The sequence below is a fragment of the Enterococcus sp. DIV1639a genome, from assembly GCF_050530445.1.
GTDB lineage: Bacteria > Bacillota > Bacilli > Lactobacillales > Enterococcaceae > Enterococcus_B > Enterococcus_B hirae.
This window is the reverse complement of sequence record NZ_CP172886.1, coordinates 450,281-473,947: the sequence shown is the minus strand read 5'-3', so window position 1 is coordinate 473,947 and position 23,667 is coordinate 450,281. Positions and strand designations below refer to the sequence as shown.

General features: G+C 36.5%; 21 protein-coding genes and 1 tRNA gene. 5 read left to right on the top strand and 17 right to left on the bottom strand.

The window, feature by feature from the left end; all coding sequences use genetic code 11:
* The first annotated feature begins 97 nt into the window (after nucleotides 1-97).
* The gene (gene bacL2 / locus IGJ32_RS02180) at nucleotides 98-706 is read left to right on the top strand and encodes a BacL2 family protein (protein ID WP_178286821.1); all 609 of its coding nucleotides are present in this window, start codon (nucleotides 98-100) and stop codon (nucleotides 704-706) included.
* A gap of 505 nt (nucleotides 707-1,211) precedes the next feature.
* Here bacL2 and IGJ32_RS02175 read toward each other — a convergent pair.
* The 9 genes from IGJ32_RS02175 to IGJ32_RS02135 form a co-directional block, all read right to left on the bottom strand.
* Complete coding sequence (locus tag IGJ32_RS02175) at nucleotides 1,212-1,691, bottom strand: hypothetical protein (protein WP_178306178.1); 480 nt, start codon at nucleotides 1,689-1,691, stop codon at nucleotides 1,212-1,214.
* A gap of 242 nt (nucleotides 1,692-1,933) precedes the next feature.
* Nucleotides 1,934-2,743: an MBL fold metallo-hydrolase gene (locus IGJ32_RS02170; protein ID WP_010720049.1), complete on the bottom strand. Its 810-nt coding sequence runs from the start codon at nucleotides 2,741-2,743 to the stop codon at nucleotides 1,934-1,936.
* Between the two features lie 50 nt (nucleotides 2,744-2,793).
* Entirely contained in the window at nucleotides 2,794-3,666 is an 873-nt protein-coding gene (locus tag IGJ32_RS02165) for a two-component system regulatory protein YycI (RefSeq protein WP_010720050.1), read from the bottom strand.
* Nucleotides 3,667-4,980 carry a YycH family regulatory protein gene (locus tag IGJ32_RS02160; RefSeq protein WP_010720051.1) on the bottom strand — a complete coding sequence of 438 codons (1,314 nt, stop codon included), beginning with the start codon at nucleotides 4,978-4,980 and terminating at the stop codon, nucleotides 3,667-3,669. It lies immediately after the preceding gene.
* A complete protein-coding gene (gene walK / locus IGJ32_RS02155; RefSeq protein WP_010738440.1) occupies nucleotides 4,977-6,812 on the bottom strand; it encodes a cell wall metabolism sensor histidine kinase WalK in 1,836 nt (611 codons plus the stop codon). Before walK ends, IGJ32_RS02160 begins: the two co-directional genes overlap by 4 nt.
* A 3-nt stretch (nucleotides 6,813-6,815) precedes the next feature.
* Nucleotides 6,816-7,520, bottom strand: a complete 705-nt coding sequence (gene yycF / locus IGJ32_RS02150; RefSeq protein ID WP_010720053.1) for a response regulator YycF — start codon at nucleotides 7,518-7,520, stop codon at nucleotides 6,816-6,818.
* Nucleotides 7,521-7,763: 243 nt separating this feature from the next.
* Nucleotides 7,764-8,453: a hypothetical protein gene (locus IGJ32_RS02145; RefSeq protein ID WP_053765760.1), complete on the bottom strand. Its 690-nt coding sequence runs from the start codon at nucleotides 8,451-8,453 to the stop codon at nucleotides 7,764-7,766.
* Between the two features lie 444 nt (nucleotides 8,454-8,897).
* Nucleotides 8,898-9,755 carry a DegV family protein gene (locus tag IGJ32_RS02140; RefSeq protein WP_010738442.1) on the bottom strand — a complete coding sequence of 286 codons (858 nt, stop codon included), beginning with the start codon at nucleotides 9,753-9,755 and terminating at the stop codon, nucleotides 8,898-8,900.
* Nucleotides 9,745-10,311: a DUF1836 domain-containing protein gene (locus IGJ32_RS02135; protein ID WP_010720056.1), complete on the bottom strand. Its 567-nt coding sequence runs from the start codon at nucleotides 10,309-10,311 to the stop codon at nucleotides 9,745-9,747. Before IGJ32_RS02135 ends, IGJ32_RS02140 begins: the two co-directional genes overlap by 11 nt.
* Before the next feature lie 314 nt (nucleotides 10,312-10,625).
* On the opposite strand from IGJ32_RS02135, the gene IGJ32_RS02130 reads away from it, so the two are divergent.
* The 3 genes from IGJ32_RS02130 (at nucleotide 10,626) to IGJ32_RS02120 (ending at nucleotide 12,897) form a co-directional block, all read left to right on the top strand.
* Entirely contained in the window at nucleotides 10,626-11,570 is a 945-nt protein-coding gene (locus IGJ32_RS02130; RefSeq protein ID WP_081127709.1) for a tocopherol cyclase family protein, read from the top strand.
* A gap of 248 nt (nucleotides 11,571-11,818) precedes the next feature.
* Nucleotides 11,819-11,891: transfer RNA gene (locus IGJ32_RS02125), tRNA-Lys, on the top strand.
* A gap of 418 nt (nucleotides 11,892-12,309) precedes the next feature.
* Nucleotides 12,310-12,897: an SOS response-associated peptidase gene (locus IGJ32_RS02120; RefSeq protein ID WP_053765762.1), complete on the top strand. Its 588-nt coding sequence runs from the start codon at nucleotides 12,310-12,312 to the stop codon at nucleotides 12,895-12,897.
* 144 nt (nucleotides 12,898-13,041) lie between these two features.
* On the opposite strand, the gene IGJ32_RS02115 is transcribed toward IGJ32_RS02120, so the two are convergent.
* The 8 genes from IGJ32_RS02115 to IGJ32_RS02080 form a co-directional block, all read right to left on the bottom strand.
* Complete coding sequence (locus tag IGJ32_RS02115) at nucleotides 13,042-13,494, bottom strand: hypothetical protein (protein ID WP_342081646.1); 453 nt, start codon at nucleotides 13,492-13,494, stop codon at nucleotides 13,042-13,044.
* A 415-nt stretch (nucleotides 13,495-13,909) separates the two neighbouring features.
* Complete coding sequence (locus IGJ32_RS02110; RefSeq protein WP_202607881.1) at nucleotides 13,910-14,713, bottom strand: polysaccharide deacetylase family protein; 804 nt, start codon at nucleotides 14,711-14,713, stop codon at nucleotides 13,910-13,912.
* Nucleotides 14,714-16,230: 1,517 nt separating this feature from the next.
* Entirely contained in the window at nucleotides 16,231-17,958 is a 1,728-nt protein-coding gene (locus tag IGJ32_RS02105) for an ABC transporter permease/substrate binding protein (RefSeq protein WP_063626546.1), read from the bottom strand.
* Nucleotides 17,951-19,144, bottom strand: coding sequence for a quaternary amine ABC transporter ATP-binding protein (locus IGJ32_RS02100; protein WP_010720061.1), 1,194 nt, complete (start codon nucleotides 19,142-19,144; stop codon nucleotides 17,951-17,953). Before IGJ32_RS02100 ends, IGJ32_RS02105 begins: the two co-directional genes overlap by 8 nt.
* Nucleotides 19,145-19,343: 199 nt before the next feature.
* Nucleotides 19,344-19,976 carry a GntR family transcriptional regulator gene (locus IGJ32_RS02095; protein ID WP_010720062.1) on the bottom strand — a complete coding sequence of 211 codons (633 nt, stop codon included), beginning with the start codon at nucleotides 19,974-19,976 and terminating at the stop codon, nucleotides 19,344-19,346.
* A gap of 192 nt (nucleotides 19,977-20,168) precedes the next feature.
* Nucleotides 20,169-20,291, bottom strand: coding sequence for a hypothetical protein (locus IGJ32_RS02090; protein WP_053765766.1), 123 nt, complete (start codon nucleotides 20,289-20,291; stop codon nucleotides 20,169-20,171).
* On the bottom strand, nucleotides 20,292-22,427 hold the full coding sequence (gene feoB / locus IGJ32_RS02085; RefSeq protein WP_088745395.1) for a ferrous iron transport protein B: 2,136 nt from the start codon (nucleotides 22,425-22,427) through the stop codon (nucleotides 20,292-20,294).
* Between the two features lie 3 nt (nucleotides 22,428-22,430).
* The gene (locus IGJ32_RS02080) at nucleotides 22,431-22,931 is read right to left on the bottom strand and encodes a FeoA family protein (protein ID WP_010720065.1); all 501 of its coding nucleotides are present in this window, start codon (nucleotides 22,929-22,931) and stop codon (nucleotides 22,431-22,433) included.
* Nucleotides 22,932-23,339: 408 nt separating this feature from the next.
* On the opposite strand from IGJ32_RS02080, the gene nrdH reads away from it, so the two are divergent.
* The gene (gene nrdH, locus IGJ32_RS02075; protein ID WP_010738447.1) at nucleotides 23,340-23,564 is read left to right on the top strand and encodes a glutaredoxin-like protein NrdH; all 225 of its coding nucleotides are present in this window, start codon (nucleotides 23,340-23,342) and stop codon (nucleotides 23,562-23,564) included.
* The last annotated feature ends 103 nt before the right edge of the window (nucleotides 23,565-23,667 follow it).

Genomic DNA, 23,667 nt, shown 5'->3' with positions numbered 1-23,667 from the left:
ATTTATTTAACTTTTACAAAAAAAGTTATTTTATGTGTCACAAAATAACATTTTCAGGAACGTATCTTTCAAAAAAATAAAGGTAGTGTGTTGCGAAATGAATATCTGGCAAATGATTGATGACTTATTGAAGAAATATTATCTGACGAATGATAAAGATATCTTAGATTTAATCATTTTAGATTTAGACCCTTATATAAAATCTTGTGCGCATCATTTTGTATTTAAAGCACAATCTAACGGAGTATTTATTCCTTTTGAAGACTTCTACAGTAACCTTTGTTTAGCAATTTGGGAAGGCATTGAAGATTTCAAGAGTATCTCAGGCTCCACGTTTAAAAATGTTACGTTGCGAAGGATTTATATTGCTGAAAAGAAGACTTGGAAACAATATAAAAAATCCGGAAGCAAGGTCTTCAATAAAGATGGGATTACTTATGACGTGACAAGATGGGAAAACATCGAATCGCTACATCATTCTAAAAATTGCACAGTTAAAAGTGCAGAACGTTCGATCGAGGAAAAACTTCTAATAGAAAATTTTAAAAAACAGGACTTTTTTAGAGGTACCTTCATCGAACTGCTTTATCACGGTTATTCTTGTAAAGAAATTTGTCTCCTTTTAGGAATCAGTAAGACTTACGATGCAAAAACCAGAAAAAAATGTCAACGAATCAAAGAATCATTCTTGAAATATATTGCCTAATCACTTTGTTTTTCTTTCCCTATTCATCTACTTTGAAAAATAGCAAAGCATTTCAATGGTATGTCTATCGTCAATGTGGATCACATCTGACTATGTTTCCTACTTTGAGTGTTATCGTTATCCCAAATGGAGAGTGCAAAACAGCGAAACATTTGATATGTTCTAATCATTTTTCTAAAAATTTTTAGCTGGTTTCAACTTTTTGATTATGTAAAAGTAAGTGATACACCTATTAGGCGTAATAAAAATTTTCAATCTTTTCACTAATACAATAATAATGGGAAGCTAGTTTCACTTTGTATCTGTCTGTTTTGAGCAATGTCCCTCTTGCCTAGTCTTCTCTATTGTATTTTTCATTTACGGTCTAACTATACTTGTTCTTTGAATAGCTGTTTTAGCATTTGTCAAAAAATGCCGAAGGGACTGGGACAAAACTTGTCTCAATCTCCTTCGGCTAATTTTTTCGGAAAGGATCCTGTTAACCACAACTATTTTTCCTTATTTATTATTGACCATTCAGCACTTGTTTTAAACTAGTTTGGATCAACTGAGTATCTGCTGGATTGTCCAATTCCAATTGGCTAGCTTTGGTGTTTGCGGCAGCAGACGGTGTTTGAACAGATTGTTTCACCTTGGGATCTGTTAACGAGTTGATATATTCAGATTGTTCTTGCCACGCCTGCTTGATTAAACGATAGTATTCATCTGTTTTCTCGCTTTCATTAGCAATCGTTTCAGTAGTAGTTGAAGAATCCTTTATTTCTTGCACATTTGAATCCTCTGCAGGATTATTTCCCGTCGATTCTACATTACTAATAGGTTGATTCTCTTTTTCCTTGGTGGTACTATTTTGTGAATTTTCTGTAGAAGTCTTGGTGATCTGCGTGGAAGTCTGATCCGTGCTGGAAGAGGTACGATCAACTCCTGAGTTTGAACACCCCGCCAACAATAACAACCCTAAAATAATAAAATAACTATTTTTCATAAACACACCTCTATTAAACAAACATTTATATTTAATTAAATATAATAAAAAATCACTATCAATAACCAATGAACAATATATCTTATCTAAAATTTAAACTATTATAGCCTTATTGAAAGTACACCCCGTTGTTAATAAAACGTAACTGAATGAGACAAAAATCCTCTCTGCTTTAAATGAACAAAAAAAAACACTCAAAACAAGTTGTTTGAGCGTTTTTGGGGTTATATAGTTGACTACGGCTAAATCGAAAATAACTCCGTTGCTTCTGAGGGATCGGTATCATAAATATCAAATTCATAACCGACACCTAGATCTTTTTCTTTTAGGACATTCTCCATCGTCAAGTGAGCTAGTTCTTTTAGATTGTTTTCTTTACTCAAGTGACCAAGGTAGATACGTTTGGTACGATCACCAATAACATCTGTCATGACTAAGGCGCCATCTTCATTGGATAAGTGCCCCCGATCACCTAAGATCCGTTGCTTTAAATTCCAAGGATAAGGGCCCATCCGCAACATCTCTAAATCATGGTTACTTTCCATCAAATAGCCATCTGCATTTTTGATGATTCCTCGCATATGATCACTGCAATAACCTGTATCAGTTAACATCACAAATGAACGGTTTTCTTTATGGAAACGATAAAATTGCGGAGCTGCAGCATCGTGAGAAACGCCAAAGCTTTCAATATCTAGATCCCCAAATGTTTGCACCTTCCCCATTTCAAACAAATGCTTTTGTTCAATAGGAACATTCCCAATTAATGGAGACATTGCTTCCCATGTTTTTTCATTGGCAAACACATCTAAATGATATTTCCTTGCAAGTACCCCTACTCCATGAATATGATCACGATGTTCGTGAGTGACTAAAATCCCGTCTAATTGGTCAGGTGTCCGATCAATTTGTGCCAACAAAGAAGTAATTTTTTTCCCGCTGAGACCAGCATCTACCAAGAGCCTTTTTTTATCACTTTCGATATAAAGTGAATTTCCAGAGCTTCCACTGGCTAGGATACTGATTTTAAAAGCTGGTTTTTCTTCAGCCATTTGACTACTTCCCTTCTTACTTTGTAAACTTTTTTCATTATACTACTTTTTTAATGATCTTCCACCTTTGGAATCGTATTATTTGTTACAATCGTATTACTAAATGCATTGACCGACTCTACTTGGATCGATTTATCAGGCGTTTCTATCGCCACATACCAGACTGGAACATACACATTCTTTTCTCGCACTTTCAAAATACAAGAGTAAGCAAGCTGCCTCCAAAGGATTTTTGAACCTCGAGAAATCTTATTATTTACATACAATGTTTTGATTGCATCTTCTTCTGTGTGTAATTCTGTTTTTTCCCGTAATTGTTCAATATCGGATAAATGTGTCTGCGTGTACTTCGTGACAGCATAACTTTTATCTTGCTTATTCAGTGAAAACACAATTTTTGCTGTATCATCATAAAAAGGTAGACCATCATATTTCTGACTCGCTTGTACTTCCGGCGTTGCGCTGTCTAGATCAGAAAAATTCTTCATATAAACATAATCGCTACCAAAGAGTACATTGTTTTTTTTGTTTAAAAAGCTATTCACTGAACTTCCCATTTTATCAGGATCAAAAATACTATTTTCTGATTCTGTCTCAGATAAAGTTTTTGTTAAAACATTGTCATTGAAAACAATCCCACTACTCAACAGTCCTTTTTTACTTGTCCCATGACGTTGACTGTCCAGTTCCTTACTAAGGTCCGTTTCCTCCGCACTTAAATAATACCCTTGTCTACTTTCTGAAGAGATTTTACCAGTATAAGAAATGTCATCACTAGAAAGTCGTTGTTGAATGGATTCGGTTTGTCCTGATCGGATCACATTATTTTCTTGGCTGATCGTTTCTTGATAACTTCTAAATAAAAAAACATTTAACCCTAAAAAAGCAACGAAAAAAATCCATTCAATTTTTTTGAAATCCATTTAATTCGCCTCCGTTTCAGGTAATCGTCCAAGCAAATCATTGACAGCGTACCATTGACCTTGGTATTTTACATACCACTCAGGTAATAAATCGACGACTCGATTCGTTTCCTTGATATTTTGCCACGTGTAGCCAACAATCAACGACTCGATTTTTTCTTTGTCTGCCCCTTTATCCAAAAGACTCTGGATGACTTTTTCTGTTTGTGGCAATTCAACTTCTTCATCAGATGGAATCGGTACTTGGATCGTATTCAAGCTGGTTTGGATCTTCACTTGTGAATCTACTTGATCCGCTCCAATTTCAATCTCAACTTTCCCTTTACTGTCTGAACCAAATACAGGAAATCCTTCTACAAATATTCGATAATCGATCTGATTGTTCTCTCGATCAAAATAACGCATATTTCCTAATGAATTGCCTAATTTACTAATATATGGAAAACTTTGTGAGAAAATATTCGCTGTGACGTTGTCTTGTCCGATTTCTCCCCGAAAATCAACGATTTGTGTTTCTGAATGGATCCTCATCGTCTCATTTCCATCATAAAAAAGCAGTTCATTGCTCTCATTATTTGTTTTGACCTCATCTGGTTTTTGGAAAAAGGCATTTCTAAACAAAGTATATGGTTGTTGTGACAGGATATAACTATATTTTTTTAATTTGATTTTATCTTTCGTTTCATATTGTGTCTCAACAATCGAAGGCGTTTTTTCCATCTCTGTCCACGTACTATCGGTTGCCTTTAATTCTTTTTCCAACTCTTTCCAATCAACTGAAAGATTCGATTCGTAAATGGAATCCGTCTCAAAATCAAGGAATCGCACTTTGTTCTCATTTTTATCAAACTGGATACGCATAAAGTAAATAGAATCTGTCCGATTAGGAAGCGCTGAAAAATCCAAACTTAGATGAAAGGCTTCTTTATACTCACTAAGTAGCAGCGGCGCATTATAAGTAAGCTCAATGCCTTCTTGAATAGTTTTTAGCTTGTCAAATTTCTCTTTATCGCCATTGACGATTTCTGTTACTCTGCCAAATCGAGCGCCCTCGATGACTGTTTGGAGGCGAGAAACAAGATTTTCACTATTTGTTTCCTTTATTTGTCCTGAATGCAACCAAGTCACATGTAATGGAAGAAAAACTTCAGATGCTTTTCGGTAGTTTTGTGAATCGATCATCTGTGAATTGGATTCGTCAAAATTAACCGAGGTTTTACCTGCTGGACTTAGCCAAATGGCATATGAGAGGTAGATACTTAAAGCAATCATTAGGAGTAATCCTATTCGAATAACTTTTTCAGAAATTTTCATTCCCACCATTCCTCCTCATATGGTTCATATGGCAACGAGATATAGAAGGTTGATCCTTTTCCTTCTTTACTCTCTGCCCAGATTGCGCCACGGTGGGCTTTGACTACTTCTCTAGAGATAGCCAATCCTAACCCTGTTCCACCTTGGGCTCTCGCACGCGCTTTATCCACGCGGTAAAATCGTTCAAATACCCGATTCAAATCTTTTTTAGGAATCCCAAGTCCTTGGTCAGTAATACTTAAAATCACATTATTGTGTGTTTCCAACAAACGACATGTGATCATTCCACCGTCTGGAGAATATTTGATCGCATTATTCATAATATTATCAATCACTTGGATTACTTTATCGGTATCAATCTCTACCCAAAGATCTCTTTGAGTAAATTCCCGTTTAATCGTATAGTTCTTTTCTTGGTTACCCACCATCATATCAAAGCGGTCAAGAACAAAATTGACTAATTCATTAAAATTGACGTACTCTAACTGTAATTGTGTATTTCCTGTATCCATTCGCGAAAGATTCAACAGGTCATTGATCATGCGGATCATTCGATCTGTTTCATCTAACGTTACTTTTAGGAAATTAGGAGCAACTTCTTCATCTTTCCAAGCTCCCTCACTTAAAGCTTCAATATAACTACGCATACTTGTCAACGGTGTGCGAAGTTCATGAGACACGTTCGAGACAAATTCACGACGTTCTCTTTCTGTTTTTTCTTGTTCTGTTACATCATGCAATACGGCTACCAATCCACTAATAAAACCTGATTCTCTGCGGATCATGGAGAAATCTACTCGTAAAATCATTTGGTCGCTTTCCATTAATCCAGTTGAACGATCAAGTACCATTTCATTTGGATCTTCTAGCAGTTTACGTAATGTATATTCTTCTTCAATATCTAACAAAGTCAAAATCGACTGACCGATTGCATCTTCATTTTTGACATCCAATAAAGAAACAGCCATATCGTTGATCGTAATGACTTTACCTCTTCGATCGGTCGCAATGACACCATCTGTCATATGTGACAGGACGCTATCTAACCGATTCCTTTCCGCTTCCATCGTGTCTTGAGCTTCTTCGATTCTTTCAGCCAGCTGGTTGAATGTATCCGCCAGTTGCCCTAATTCATCTTGTCCATGGACTTTAACTTTACGACTATAATCTCCCCGAGCAATCCTAATCGCTTGCTCTCGCATCTCGCCAATTGGCTGAGTGATCGACCGTGCGACTAAGACTGATACGACCATGGAGATCAGGGCTGCGATCAACGAAGCTGTGAAGAATATAATCGCAGTATTATTGATTTCAGAATATTTTTGCTCAATATTACTTTTGACGTAAAGAGCCCCGATAACGGCATCGCCGGTCGGGGACAGGATCGGTTGAATATTGATATTCACTCGCTTATCGTCACTATCTAATGCGACATACCTTTTTGTTGTGAAATCATTGATATCTACATAATCGTTTTTCTTACCGATTGAGCTTTGATCACTAACATCCGTTGTCCCACGTATAATCCCTTTTTCATCAATAACTCGAATCTCTAAAATGTCACTCGAGGCATTGTTTTCAATGAATCGTTTGATATTGGCATTGACTTCTTCAATGTCTGCGTTGTCTTTACGATTTAATTCGGGACTGATCGTGGTCGCTAAAGATTCAACTGTTTGATTCATATCTTTGATAAATGTATTGATTGTTGAACGCTCTAACCCTCGGATAAAGTAGGCACCAATAATCTCAATCGAAATCAGTAAGATCAAAATAAACGTGATCGCAATTTTGAAATTGACTGATCGAAAAAAGCGCACTTTTCCTTTCATCAATTACTCCTGTTCCTGGTTACGTAAATAGTAACCAACACCTCGCCGTGTCACTAAATAATTAGGATGACTTGGATTATCTTCAATTTTTTCGCGTAGACGTCTCACGGTTACATCTACAGTTCGCACATCACCAAAGTAATCATAGCCCCACACGGTTTGCAGCAAATGCTCTCGTGTCATCACTTGTCCGATGTGTTTTGCTAAGTAAAAAAGCAATTCAAATTCACGATGCGTTAATTCAATTGTTTCGCCTCGTTTCGTTACCATATAAGCATCCGGATGAATCGTCAGGTCACCAATCACGAGTTCAGAAGGGGCAATTTCTTCTACTTCTTTGGTAGCAGTTGCGCCACGACGAAGATTGGCTTTCACTCGAGCCACTAGTTCACGATTAGAAAAAGGCTTCGTCACGTAATCATCAGCACCTAATTCCAGTCCTAATACCTTATCGATTTCAGAATCTTTTGCAGTCACCATAATGATCGGCATGTCGTAGGTTTTCCGTACTTCACGCGCGACTTCTAAGCCATCCATTTTTGGTAACATCAAATCTAGCAAGATCAAATCAGGTTCCACCTCAGTGACTTTTTCTAAGGCTTCTTCCCCGTCATATGCAGTATAAACATCATAGCCTTCCTTGGCTAAATTGAATTTGACGATATCCGAAATCGGCTTTTCGTCATCGACAACTAAAATCTTTTTCATTAAAGAGCCACCTCTTTTTTATTATTGTCATACTCTCCCATTATAACGTATTTTCCAAGATGTTTCATCTTTGTAAAAAAAGCCTTACAGAAAACATACACTTCTCACTTGAGTCCTCATTTTGTTTATCCTTTATTTGTTTTTGGTGACAAAAAATAAACGAATCAAAAAATAGCATTTTTTTCGATTCGTTTTACTGATTGATAGGGCTATTTTATTTTTTATAGAAAACGACGGTATTCATCAGTTATCTACAACTTGTACTGCAATTAATTCTTTGACATCTTCAGGATTGCCAGTCGGGATCGAAACAATCGTTGCTTGATCAAGGATTTCTTGTTCCTGCTTTTTCACTGCTGCTTGATCTCTTGGATCACCTTGAAAATGACTCGGAACAGGATAACAAGTGATCGTACCGTTATGATTGCTTGAATAAACAACTAAACTTTGATAACCATATTCTCCTGAAAGAGTGACCGTTTCAGTTGGAAAAGTCAAACTCGTGCTATCATAAGGATTGACTGCTGCTCCAGCAGCTGAATGTGACACATGAAGTTTAAAATTCCCACTGGCTAAATCGGTTTTGTAATGTGTACCCATAACTGCTAACCAGACACGGGCATATTCAATTTGGTCGTTTGTATAGCCACTTAGCGGATCGGGAGTGACCATTGTTTCGGTGGTGCTGCTGATTGTCGTTGATGCGCTCGTTGTTTCATTTTGCGTAGTATTCGTATTTTTCGCGACAGACTGGGAGTTAGTCGTAGTAGATTGGGTTTGTGATGATGCTTGTTTGGCTGAACTTGAAGAGTTAGTCATTGTTTGAGTTTCACTGGATGAAGCAGCCTTTGATTCTTCTGCTTTATTTCCTTTTGTGCCACAACCAACAAGAAGAAAAGCTGAAATAACCATTACAAATCCTACTTTTTTCATTTATACCACCTCTTTTTATTAATAGTTCGTATTATAACATTTTACGCTGCCAAATACATCGCTACTTAAGCTATATAATATTTATCTTTTTTTGTTTAAGTTGTAAAATGTTGATTTTTATCTTTCCTATCGCTCAGAGTCATTCTTAGCTAAACGATCAAAAACGATCAAAAAGAGACTAAGGCAAAACTTGCCTCAGTCTCTTCTAGTATCTCTAAAAACGAATAAACGGTGAGACAAAAGCAGCATCTTCGGAAATAAGCCGAAATTTACCAAAAATTTGAGAAGTGCCAAGTAGATAACAATTAACAGCAAACACTAGTATTTATGTTTCGTTTCAATTTTCGAAAATCCCTTCTTATTTCTCGATGCTAAACACTTTTATTTCAACCTCTTCTTTGCTATTTTAAGCTGTTTGACTTTGTTGAATAGCTATTTTTCTGATTACTTTTCTAATACTTGAACCCCGACGCCTAACAAACCAGGACCTGTATGAACAACAAGTGCAGGGGATATTTGACCAAAATAGATTTGTTGCGCTTGTGGAAATTCTTCTTTCAATCTAGCCATCATCTCAGTTGCTTCTTCTTTGGCGTCTCCATGCGCAACGGCTAAGTTAAAGACTTTAGCTGTTCCAACTCGTTCTTTCACATAGGAAACAGTTCGATCTAGACTTTTTTTACGACCTCTTGCTTTGCCCACTGTATAGTAAATGCCTTCATCATTACAAGAAATGATTGGATTTAATTTTAAAGCCGTTCCTAATATAGAAGCAACTAACCCAATCCTTCCCCCTTTTTGTAAATATTCAAGGGTTGCCACGTTAAAGAATACTTTGGTCTGTTTGACTAATTCATTGAGTCTTTCAATCAATAATGACCATTCCATTCCTTCTTCTAACCATTTAGCTGCTTGAATTGCTGAAAAGCCTGCTCCGATCCCAATGTTCTTAGTATCTAGTACATACGCTTCCAATTCTTCTTGTTGTTGGGCAATCAACCGAACGATGTTATACGTACCACTTAATCCACTTGAGATTGTTACTGCTAAGATTTTTTCATAGCCGTCCTGTTTGATCTGTTCAAAAATTTTGGTAATTGTTTCGCCATCAGGTAAAGATGTTCCTGGAATCTCTTGAGGTAATCTTTGATAGATTTCCTCCGGAGTAATATCAACTTTATCAGTATATACTCGATCTTTATAAATAATCTTTAATGGAATCACATACATTTGATATTTTTCAATTAGCTCTTGTGGAACGTCTGTCCCAGAGTCTACTAAAATCGCCACTTTATTTTTCATTTTTTTTCTCCTCAATTAAATACTCAGTTTCTAGACTAATCGTTTTTTCTGCCAACAATTTCATCGCAAATGATAAGGTCGCCGATCGAACTGCGATATATTCTACGGGTATCTCTTGCTCCAATATCTGTGGATAGACTTCTCCTTGAGCCAATTGGCTAACCATTTTGATGGCTTTTTCTTGTTCGTGACAAAATAGATTGTAGGCTTCACGGATACCAACCGTTTTCCCTTGAAAGAGGATTCCTTCTTTAATTTCCGGAATCGTTAGAACTTGCTTCAATGATGTAATTGCAATTAAAAATGCAACATGCTCTTTGTTGTATCGTTTTTTGATGGGCGCTGGAACTAGCCCTAATTTCACATAATTATTTACCATTGAAGAGGTCAACAATGGATGTTTCTCCCCTCGGATAACAGGAGAAAGATAGCGATCAACTAACGTTCTGACCTGATCCATATAAAGTTCTAAATCAGGAAGTTCATCCCACTGAGGTAAATGATAATTTTCCAGTTCTTTTCCCCATTCAATTAATTGTTGTCGCATTTTTTCCATTACTTGTTCTCCTTTGTTGTTTTCACAAACATCTTATTAGAGTTATTAAAAACATCCAATCTAGTTTTTTTAACTAGGTAATTCAATTATATTAAATTTCTAGAGAAAATAAAACAATTTTACTTGCGAATACCTAAAATAAAAAAATCTTTCCCTCCTTAAACAGATACCTTGGTTCTTTGTTTGCTATTTTTTCTTACTTTTCTGATTCCTTAAGACCTACGGATAGTAACTTGCTTACTTCTAAGCTTATTTGAAACCTTCAGTCCATTCGGCATGGTACACTGAATAAGAGTGAATGGAGGGAAATAAAGATGATTCCAACAGATAAATTTTTTCAAGGAGAAAACAAAACCCACCCTTTTTTTGAAGGATGGTATTTTAAACATCAAATCGGAAATAACGTTTATGCTTTCATTCCTGGCTATTCGATTGCGGAAAATGGCGAAAAGTCTCCCTTTATACAAGTAATCAGTCATGAACATTCCGAGATTTTTTATTTTGATAGTGCGCAACTCTTTATCGAAAAAGAACATTTTTTCATAAAAATTGGTGAAAATATCTTTAGTGAAAAGGGTATTTCTCTTTCGTTAACCAATGACAATCTGTCGATTCATGGAACGATTGATTATGGCGATTTTACACCTATCCATCGGACCTACTATGCTCCTAGTATCATGGGTCCTTTTTCTTATTTCGCTTTTATGGAATGTTACCATGGGATATTAAGCATGAAACATTCACTACAGGGAGAATTAGTCTGGAATGATCAACCCATTGATTTTGATCAGGGGATTGGTTATGTAGAAAAAGATTGGGGCTCTTCTTTTCCTGCAACTTATGTATGGGCCCAGTGTAATCAATTTGAGACGTCCGATGCACGTTTTTTCTTTTCTGCAGCAGAAATTCCATTTCTTGGTGGACGTTTTTTGGGAATCATCGCAGTGTTGCAGATCCAGAGCGAAGAATATCGCTTTGCTACTTACTACGGAGCTAAAATTTTATCGATCGTCCAAGAAAAAGACTATTTAGTTATCACGATCAAACAACAACAGCTTAAATTAACACTGGCAGTCCTGCAAAAAGACGGACATCCATTAATGGCGCCTCACAAAGGATTGATGAATCGAGTGATTCGTGAAAAAGCCAGTACAGAAATCTATGTAACGTTACAAAAAAATAATGAAACGCTTTTGGAACAAAAAGGGATCGCAGCAGGATTTGAGGAAGTGGATCATTTGCATGGTTTTACCTACTAAAATAGGAGACCCGCCATTAAAAATGGCGGGAAGGAGTAAAAATGAAAAAGTGTTAGGGTTAGTTCTTTTGCAAGAACTTTTGTTGGTTGGTATGGTTATATCATACTGAGCATTTGTGAATAAACTATGAATGAATTTCTATAAAGACGTAAAGTTTTTTATGATTTTTTTTAAGCTAGTCTTGCATTTTAAAATCCACAGTGCTACTATTATTAAGTAATATTCAGTAAATATTTCATAAATTTATTGGGCCGTTAGCTCAGTTGGTAGAGCAGCTGACTCTTAATCAGCGGGTCGCGGGTTCGAGCCCCTCACGGCCCATTGGGTGCCAAACCCACGTCATCAGTACATTCTTGGCTACTTCGGTAGTTTCGAAAAGAGTGTACGTGATGACATTTTTTGTTTTTCGGATATATTCTTTTAATTGATCACTTAGTATTGTTTTGGAAAAAACTACGAATGAATGAACTCCGCCAAACCTTCAATTAATTAAACCACATTGCTTCCTCTAACAGATCTCTTCATCGCAACAAAATGATAGCGTTTACTTTATTAATAGAGCATTTATCGTTACAATCTAATTAAAGTTTCAATGAAACAAAGTAAGTCTAGCCCTTTTGACATATTACCAGAGAAGTTCGTACACCTTGGGATCCTATTTAGTTGATGAGACAGCCTTTTGCCAACCATTAACTAACTATTGGATCGTTTTATCAACTAGTGATTGGAGGAAAAAATTATGTGTGGACGTTATTTTTTTGATTTAGCATCCGATGAGCTGAAAAAATATTATGAACAAGTAAAGCCACAAGCAGAAAGTCGGCAAATCCACATTGGAAAAAATGAAATTTTTCCATCGAACCATGTAGTAACATTAGGTCTTAATCAAGAATCCGTTGTTGTGCCAGGTATCACTCGTTGGGGCTTTACCGGTTTTAAAAAAGGACAGCTAATGATCAACGCTCGAGCAGAAACTGTGGAAGAAAAAAAGACATTCTCTCACCCTTTCAAAGAGACTCGTTGTGTTTTCCCAATGTCGGGTTTTTATGAATGGGATTCTGACAAACACAAAGTAATGTTCACTGACAGTCAAACGTCCGTCCTTTATGTCGGTGGTTTTTATCGGATCCATAAAAATGAAGCTGGATTTGAAACCGAATCAATCATTTTGACCACTCAACCAAGTCAATCAGTGCTTCCCGTTCATGATCGCATGCCCTTAATCCTAGCAAAAGAACAGATTAAAGACTGGCTTAATGATTTAGATTTTGCAAGGAGTCAGCTGACAGCGAAGATGCCTGAGTTAATTCGGCATGACGTAGACTAGTCACAAATGAAAGTACGCTAGTCTTTTCCAAATGCTCGTCTCAAACAAAAAATCTCAAAACATGAAAAAGATGTTTTGAGATTTTTTGACTGATTACTAAAAACACCGCGCTCTGGGAAGAAATAACATGTAACCCAATATTAATTAAGACACGTTGATTAACACCAATCGATCATTTTCAACTTTATACGTATAATTATTACCTGTTTTATTTCTTAAAGTTACATTATCGTTTGTATCAAAAAGAGTATTTCCTTGCGCATGATACATGCTAATCGTACTTCCATTTGGAATTTCGAAGGTTCCCATTTGTCGATTTGAAACGCGACTATTTCCATTCCATGACATACTAAAAAGATTTTCTCCTTGAGGCCCCATTACTGAGATACTGAAATACAGTTTATTTTTAAATTGATCATTCATCATTACTGACCGACCCGGTAGATAATTTTCGCTGATCGTTAGCTGTTGATCTTTGAACTTGATCAATAATTTATTTGGATTCCCATCAACTGATTGTCCTTTGATATCAAAGACTTGCTCTACAGACATCGGCACCATTTGACGACTGATTTCTTGGTAATCTTGATCATACAAGACAATCTTCACCTGATCAGTTTGCTTTAATGAACCCTCATAGTAATTGATTTCCCATTAGTGGGAAGATATCATGTTTTCTCAAAAATTTTTTCATAAATGATCGTTTTAGAGCTCATTTTTAAATTTCCAAGTATGGAGACTGAAACAAAAGTAGCATCTTCAAAAAATTTGAGAAGAAATTTCAGGAAGTCCCTTCTTATTTCTTGATGCTAAACACTTTTGTTTCAACTTCTACTTATCATTTAGCTTTCGATCGCTACTCTAAAAAACAGAGCGCTGTACAAATTTTCCTATTTTTTTAGTATCAAGCTGATGATTCATAAAAATTTAAATAGGCTGTTTTTGCTATAGCATCTCCTCATCTAACATCCGTTTCCAATCATGTGAGAAACTAACTGATACCCTCCTTGCATTATGGCACCTTTCTGTGATCATCTTTACCGTAATAGCATTCTACTGCAGTTGGATAGCCAAGTAATTCTCCAACTGTTTTAAATTGATACCCTTGTCCTTTTAAATATTCAATAATTTGAGGCATCGCATTGATTGTTTCCGAATAGATATCATGGAATAACAGGATAGCCCCATTATGAACGGTATTTTGAACACGTTGTACAATCATTTCCGAATTTCTGGTTTTCCAATCTTCTGAATCAACTGACCATAAAATGATGGGGCGTTTAATTAGTTGAGCGACTCTATTTGATGTACTCCCGTATGGTGGACGTACGAACGCAGCTGTTTTACCTGTCACCTTTTTAATTTCTTCGTCCGTTTTTTTGAGCTCACTCTCAACTGATTCCAGAGAGAGTCTCGTGAGATCTTGGTGATCATATGAGTGATTTCCAACTTCATTACCGTCCATGACTGCTTGTTTCACAACTTCAGGGTATAGCTGAATATTTTGGCCCAACGCAAAAAACGTGCCATGTATCTGTTGGTCTTTCAAAATTTTTAAGAGTTTTGGTGTCGTTGTTCCATTTGGTCCGTCGTCAAAACTGAGTGCAATCGTTTTTTGTGCTTTAGTTTCCGTATTAGTTGTTGCTGTAGAAGGCTTAAGCTCCTGTTCTTTCGATGTCTCTATTGTCTGTGATGAGGTAATTGTTTGTTGCGTTACGGTGGTTTTTGTTAAATGTAAAGCCCGCAGTGAAATAACTTCCACCAATAAGACACCTGTAAAAAAACAAATTCCCGCAATCAAAAATTTTTGTTTCAATATCTTTTGGTCACCTTTCTACTATCGGTTTTTATGATTGATTTCAATATACCAAACTGATTTCCTCACTTTTTCTTTTAATTTATCATCTTTTCTTTTTTATAATGAATTAACAGTTTTGACATTTTGTCTAAAAATAATTTCGTTTATGCCTTTATAAAAAAATTGGAATTTACACCATTTTTTCACTCAAAAAGTCTCTATGAACTAGAAAAAATTTTTTAAATAAAGAATCACAAAAAAAATCAAAAATGTAATTGATTCTTGTTTTTTTATTGAAAGATTGATTTTTCAAAGTCATGTGTTGCTAAATGATAAGATTTCATTACTTGCGCTTTTAAATCATCCATATAATGCATTTTTCTGTTTTGTTTCGCTAGTGTTAAATCTTTATTCAAAGCATCTTGGAATAGTATCTCGAATTCATTAGAAGAATGAATCGTCCGTAGACTGTTTCAATTGACGGTAATTGGTTTGAACAAATCTTTTTCATTGATTGCGCTTGATTGTCCATTTCATTTTTTGAAGTTGTCACAACATTCGTACTTGTTAATGAATTCGTTGGTACATGATTATTTGGGATTTCTTCTGTATGCACGTATCCTTAGAAAGTATACTCATGAATATTGGGATCAATTTGTGGGAGTCTACTACCAATGGGAACTTCAAATGTTTGGTGCTAATGTTCTACCGAGGGGTGACCTATCATAGATAAACTTAATACGTTCTTACCGGTAAAAGCCTTCAGTAATAAAATACTAAATAAAAATTTAGATTTTTATGCTTTCTTAGACAATAAAATCCAGCTGGCTAGCAACATACCTGAATCAATATAGATATAAATCAGTGATAAACCTGTATCATCTGTTTCCGACAAGACACGTTGATTATTTTTTTTATAAACTAAATAATATTTTTAATTTTTAGTTAAAACAGTTTTAGGCAGCTCTGTACTGATTTTTTCTTGTTCTACTGTGCTTAAATTAGTTTTTAATATGGGGATAAATTCGACCTGTAGAAATTTTTCCTGTTTATTCAGTTTTTCAATTACCCGCTTAGGTTCTGTAAGCAAGAGATCCTCATTAACACTAGGAACTACCGGTATTCCATAGAGTAATACCGAGCCTATAGTCTTAAAAAAAACACCTTATGGGAATTTTCTTAGTGCATATTTTATTTTCTTATCGCCAAATTTTTGTTTGTCCACTTTATTTTTCTCCTTAAATGTACATTTAGTTAAGGAAATTATATTGAGAGATAAAGAACTTAATTATTATATTTTTTAAGAAAATCTTCTATTTTATCATAGAATAAAAATAGCAAACAATAATAGCCTCTTTTACATTCCCTTAGTACCATGGCTTATGTATTTTTCCCATCAACAGTGAGTTACATAAAAAAGTTCTGAATACTAACAAAAAATGAAGCGTTCCAAAAATAGTAAAGACTATTTTCAGAACGCTTCATTATGATTTACTAGAGTTTGATCGAACTTTTCGTGATCAGTTACCTAAACATTATTCTTTCCAGCTATCGACTGTTTTTTGATTTTCTTTGATCCAGTCTTGTGCTGCTTGTTGTGGATCTTTTCCGTTATTGATCTCTAACATGACTTTTTCCATATCTTTTTCTGACCAGTGGAAATTATCTAAGACCTTATATGCTTCTGGTTGGTCTTCTTTTAATCCTTTGCGGACGATCGTATGGATTTCTTCAGCACTTCCCATAGCTTTTTTAGGATCTTCAAGATACTTCAAGTCATATTTAGCAAACATCCAATGTGGGGTCCAACCAGTAATAACGATTGGTTCTTTCTTTTTGATGGCTTGACCTAATGCCACTGTCATCGCACCTGAAGAAGAAGTTTCTACGGTCCAATCTTTTAAATTGTCATACTGCTTGATTGTATTTTCAGCAGCATTGACGACTCCGGCACCAGGTTCAATACCGGTGATTTTCTTACCTGCTTGATTGGTTAATTCTTCAATCGAGTTGACATCCATATAGCTTGGAACAGCTAAGCCAACTTTAGCACCAGTTAAATTAGCACCTAGATCATTTATTTGGTCTTTGTACTGTGCATATTGAGAACCATGGGTTTTTGGTAACCACGCAGATACCATCCCATCTGATTCTCCTTTAGAAACAGATTCCCACATGATGGAATTATCTAATGGTGTGATCGACACATCATAGCCCATTCCTTTGAGTACTTCAGCAACTACATTCGTTGAAGCTACTTCAGTATCCCATTCTACATATGAAAGATTGATTTTTTTCGTTTCTTTGTTATTAGCTAAACTACCTAAGCCAATGGCACCTAAAATCACAACCACTACAGCTCCAATAATGATTCCTTGGCGTTTTTTACTTTTTTGTTTGTTCGCACCTGTCGCTTTTTTATTATTTGGTTGATTCAAATGTTGCGTAAAACGGTCAATGATGATCGCCAAGATAACTAAAGCTACCCCGTTAACAAATCCATTTCCGACTTGCGCACGTTGTAATGCTGACAAGACGCCACGACCTAATCCTGGCGCTCCAATCATTGAAGCAATCACGACCATTGAAAGTGACAACATGGTGGTTTGGTTGATCCCCGCCATGATCGTACTTTTAGCCAATGGTAATTCTAACTTGAACAGTTTTTGCCAACTGGTACTACCAAATGAATCAGATGCTTCCACCAATTCTTTTGGTACTTGGCGAATACCTAGATTTGTGAAACGAACAGTTGGTGGTAACGCAAAGATAACTGAGGCGAATACCCCTGGAACCATCCCAATCCCAAAGAATGCAACTGCTGGGATCAAGTAAACAAATCCTGGCATAGTTTGCATAAAGTCAAGGATCGGTTTGATGATACTTTGCGCTTTGCTGCTTTTTGCCATTAAGATTCCTAATGGTACACCAATAATGATGGAGATCATACTAGACAATAAGACAAGTGTCACAGTATTCATCAAATCAGACCATAACCCTTGATTGTAAATAAACCATAGACCGATCAACGTAAACAAGGTCAGTCCTGGACGTTTCTTAGAGATAAAGAATGCAACGACTGTTAATAAAAGGATGAACACTGGCGCTGGAATAACTAATAATAAATTAGTGATCCCAGACATCACTGCTTGCCCGATCGTTTGTAGAAAAGCAAATAGTCCTGCAAACGTAGTCGTAAACCATTCTGTCAATTTTTCAACCCAATCTGCTACGGGTAATTGATAGTTTAATAAATTATTCATGTTCATTCACCTCACCTGATTCTGCTAATGCTTCAATCACACTTCCTCGAATGACAACCCCTTTAAGTTTACCGTTGTCAACGACTGCTAGTGGCGTAGGTGAATCATAAATAATATTGAAGATATCACTGACAATCATGTCTTTCCCAATGACAGTGACATTTTCATCTAAGAAATCAATCAACGGCCGTTTTTGGCGTCTGGCTTCTAGCGCTTGATCAGCTGTAATGATTCCTTTTAAGTTTCGTTTTCTATCGACTGCCATCAACATACTTACTTCTTCGTTGCGCATTCGAGTCAATGCAACATTCGGACCATCTGATTCAATATTGGTAGTCAACGCTGGAACCATGATATTTTGAGCTGTTAAGACTTTGGAGCGGTCCACTTCCTCCACAAATTCTCGAACATAATCGTTAGCAGGATTCGTTAAGATTTCTTCCCCTGTGCCGATTTGCATGATTTCACCATCTTTCATCAATGCAATACGGTCACCGATTCGCAACGCTTCGTTTAGATCATGGGTGATGAAAATGATTGTTTTTTGGACATTTGATTGTAATTCGAGTAGTTCATCCTGCATTTCACGGCGAATCAACGGATCAAGAGCAGAAAAAGCTTCATCCATCAATAAAATCTCTGGATCGTTGGCTAATGCTCGAGCTAGCCCCACACGTTGTTGCATCCCACCAGATAATTGATTTGGATATTGATCTTTAAATGAAAGCAAACTTGAGTTTTCAAGTGCTTGTTCTGCTTTTTGTTGGCGTTCTTCTTTCGGAACTCCTCGAACTTCTAAACCATATTCCGTATTTTCTAAGATCGTACGATGTGGAAATAACCCAAAGTTTTGGAAAACCATATTGATCTTGTGACGACGAACTTCACGAAGTTCTTCTTTACTCAATTTTGAGATGTCTTCTCCATCGATATAGATGTTTCCTGCTGTTGGTTCGATCAAACGATTCAATAATCGAATCAAGGTTGATTTCCCACTACCTGAAAGACCCATGATAACGAATATTTCGCCTTCTTGAACATCAAAGCTAGCATCGTACACACCGACCGTTGCGCCGGTTTTTTTCAATATATCTGTCTTCGGTTGATGATTCTTCATCATTTCTAAAGCTACTTGTGTCTTTTTACCAAATATTTTTGTTAAATTTTTTACTTCTACCTTTACCAAACAAATTTCTCCTTTTTTATGTTTATGTAAATTCATTTTACTTTCTGAAAAAAGTGACCACACTATACTAACATCGTGTAGTCACTTTGTCAAAAAGGAGACTTTTTTGTTTGCTTCCAAAATAAAAAAAACTTGAATAAAGCCCTAGCGGTTAGGCTTATTCAAGATTAAAATTTGATGATAAAAAATAATTGAAGGACTAGTTTTCTGGATAGAAGAAATTAGTCATTCTTTGTAAGGTAAATTCGTTTCCAATGAAATGTACAGTGTCACCCGCTGTGAATTTGGCATACGGTCCAGGTGAAACGAGCAACTCTTCTTTATGGGAAATCGCAATCACTGTCGCTCCTGTTGCTTGCCAAATATTCAACTCGCTGATGGAGCGGTCAAGATGGGTCGCTTCTTTCGTCAACGTTAATTCAAATGGCAATAAAGGATTCATCTTATGTATCCGTTTCGTTTGACTGACTAATTGATCTAATAATTGTGAAAAATGATCCAATTCTTCTTGTTGCTTTTCTACACTTGCCATAATTTCAGCTTTTGTTTCTTGGATCGATTGAACATCTTGGTATTGCAATAAAAAATCTTTGGCTTTCTCTTTTGAGGCAACGAATGCCCCACTGCCATGGCGAACCTCCATGATCCCTAGATCAACTAGCACATTGATTGCTTTTCTTGTAGTTTCAGGAGAAGCATTATATGTACTTGCTAAAGTGGATCTCGCATGGATTTTCTCCCCCACCTGATAACGGTTTTCCACGATTCGTTCAGCCAGATCAACTGCGATTTGTTGGTATCTTGGACGAACAATTTTTTTCTTTCCTGCCATTTATTCTCCTCTTCCTTCTCTTTTTCAGTTACATCTTACTATGGGAAATCAAAATAAGCAAAAAATCTTAAAAAGGTTTTAAGTCTGTTCCTTGGAGAAAAATCAAAAGAAGCAGAATCAACCACTCAAAAAAACAACGAACGATGAACTGTTTTTCGATCATCACTCGTTGTTTTTATCATCTCTCATCCGTTAGACTTTCTTTACTGGGCAAGCACTTTTACAGTCATCACACGTTTTTCCTGATTTGACACGTGAAAACACGATATAACCAGCACTGCCAAAGATCAATACACTTAATAAAAAAGTCGCCATTTAATTTCCACCTTCTAATGATAACGTCAAAATTTCTTGTTTCTTCTGCTGCTTTTTCAATAAAGCGTAACCTAATCCAATCAGAACCATACCTGCTAAATAAGTCGAAAATACGATAGAGCCGCCTTCTAATAAATGAGCGAACTGATAAATCATGAAGCTTACCAAGTAAGCAAACCCACATTGATAACCAACTGCGATCAGTGTCCATTTCCTTGAATTCATTTCACGATGGATCGCACCGATTGCTGCAAAACAGGGAGCACAAAGCAGATTGAAGGACAATAAGGAATAAGCAGCAGCGGAAGTATACGTCCCTTGTAATGCTTGCCAAATCTCTCGACCATTTTCCGCTACTTCTTTGTGCCCAAACAAAATACCAAAAGTCCCAATGACATTTTCTTTGGCCACTAATCCAGTGATCGTAGCTACTGTTCCTTGCCAATTCCCCCATCCTAGTGGTTGGAAAAGAGGAGCCACAATCCGTCCAACACTTGCTAGAATACTTTGATCTTCCGTAACAGGTTGACCAAAAAAGTTATACGAAGAAGTAAACCAAATCAAAATACTTGAAACAAAGATGATCGTTCCTGCTTTTTTGACGAATGATTTACTGCGGTCATAGGTTTGGCGTAAAATCGTTGTTCCTTGTGGAAAATGATACGCTGGTAGTTCCATAATAAATGGTGCGGTATCGCCAGCAAATAACTTCGTCTTCTTCAACATGATCCCTGATAAAACGATGGAAGACATACCTAGAAAATAAGCAGAGGGGGCTACCCAAGAAGTATGGGGGAAAAACGCTCCTGCAATCAAAGCAATGATTGGTAATTTAGCAGAACATGGCATAAACGTTGTGACCATGATCGTCAAGCGCCGATCTTGCTCATTTTCAATGGTTCGGCTAGCCATCACTCCTGGAACACCACAACCTGTAGCAATCAACATAGGAATAAACGATTTCCCTGACAAACCAAATTTCCGAAATAAACGATCCATCACAAAAGCGATCCGTGACATGTAGCCACAATCTTCCAAGAAACTTAAACACAAGAACAAGACGATCAGCTGAGGTAGAAAGCCCAACACTGCGCCTACCCCTGCTATGATTCCATTGAGGATCAATTGTTGCATCCACTGTGCCACTTGCCAGTTGACCAGTACCTGTTCGACGTGTTGTGGCAACCAGCTGCCAAATAACGTGTCATTGATCCAATCAGTTCCCATTGTTCCGATTGTTTGAATCGCTAAATAATAGATCAGCCACATGACAAAAGCAAAAATTGGTAAAGCGAACCAGCGATTAGTAACGATTCGATCGATTTTATCACTGATGGACAAGCGAAATGAATCCGTAGACACGACACAAAGTGCAGTAAGTTGCGTTAGCCATTCATATCGTTCATTAATAACTATTGTTTCGCTATCTTCATCAAATAGTCTCTCTGTCAGACGAATCAGCTGCTCAATTTCTTTTTCTTGTTTTGTCGTTATTGTTTGTTTTTCCCATAACTGTGGATCACGCTCAAAATATTTGATGGCAGACCAGCGTTGAAAAGGCTGATCTTTTCCTAATATCTCTTCGATTTCATGGATTGCAGCTTCTAGTCGATCGTCATAATTAGTTAGTAAGGATACCTTCTGTTCTTTTGGCTGCTTGAAGGCATCAATGATTTTCTTCGTGAGTTTATCCAACCCTTCTTTTTTCAATACACTGATAGGAACCACAGGTATGCCTAAACCATAACTTAATTTTTCGACATTGATTTTTTTGCCATTTTTTTTAATGATATCCATCATATTCAGTCCGATAATGATGGGGATGCCTAGATCTAATAATTGTGCAGTCAGATAAAGATTTCTTTCTAAATTTGTGGCATCGACAATATTGATGATCAGATCAGGACATTCGTTGGTCAGATAATCTCTCGCAATTACTTCTTCAGGTGTATAAGGTGACAGGGAATAGATTCCAGGTAAATCTTGAATCTTGATTATCGGATTCTTCTTCATTTTTCCTTCTTTTTTTTCCACCGTTACCCCTGGCCAATTCCCTACGTATTGTTTAGCACCAGTTAAGGCATTGAATAAACTACTCTTTCCGCTATTAGGGTTACCAACTAAAGCTACCTTCATTTTTTACACCTCTTTTTGCACAAGGATCAACATTGCTTCTTCTTTACGAAGCGTTAACTCATACCCTCGCAAGGTAATTTCTAACGGATCTCCTAGTGGTGCTAATTTTCTTACGGTCAAAGGAACATTTTTCGTTACACCCATATCCATCAAACGCCGTTTAACAGCGCCTTTTCCATGTATCCCTACAACGATTCCTCGTTCTCCAACAGTCAGTTGATCTAATGAAGTCCAGTTATCCTTAGAAAGTTCGTTCTTTTTCACTAAAATTTGTTTAAACAACTCTCGATCGATCGCGATCCGATTATTTTTTAGCAGGACGATTCCATTACTTCCTGATCGATTGATAACAACGAGTTTACTTCCAACGATTATACCGAGATTTTGCAAATGTTTTTTGACTGCTTCACTCGTTTGCAATTTTTCAATTTGGTAAACAAGATTTAGCTTCGCTTCTTCTAAAGGGACAGTGGCATCTAAAGATAAAGTAGCATTCAAATTCATAAATCGATTTTCATCTCCTTCTTGTGAAAAACATCATGATAGTTCTTTCTATTTATTTTCCCTATTATTTACTTCATTTATCAACATACATTGAGAATCATTCTCAATAAGAATACTCTCGTTACTTGATAAAGTCAACGAACGTTGTGATTTTATGAGCGAACTTTCATTTAACCACTTAATAAGGAGATAAAAAAATCTTTTCGGGGATTTTTCCACAACCTTCACTGTACTAAAACAAGTATTTTTTCCCCTGTTACTTGTTTTCAGCTGTTTTTCAAAAACCACAAAACATAGTATTCCACAGTTTCCACAACACAAGATGTAGTGTTTGTTGTTTGACTTTTTTACTAATAGTTTTATACTATTCATTATAGATAAACAAGAGCTGTGGAGGAGGCAATACACATGAATGTCAAAATATTTTCTAAAAATAATTGTATGCAATGCAAGATGGTCAAACGCTTTTTAACTGACAACCAAATCGATTTTGAAGAAGTTAATATCGACGAACAACCAGATGCAATTGAATGGTTAAAAGCTCAAGGATTCCAAAGTGTTCCTGTCATTACGTCAGATGCACAAACGGTGATCGGGTTTCGACCAGATCAACTTCGCAAACTTGCTAGTTAGTCACCAGTCAATCGAAATGGAAAAGAACGTAGAATTGGATTTGATGGAATTGAGGCACTTGTTTTTGCCGTAAACTCCCCAAATCCTTTTTTACAGCACGAAA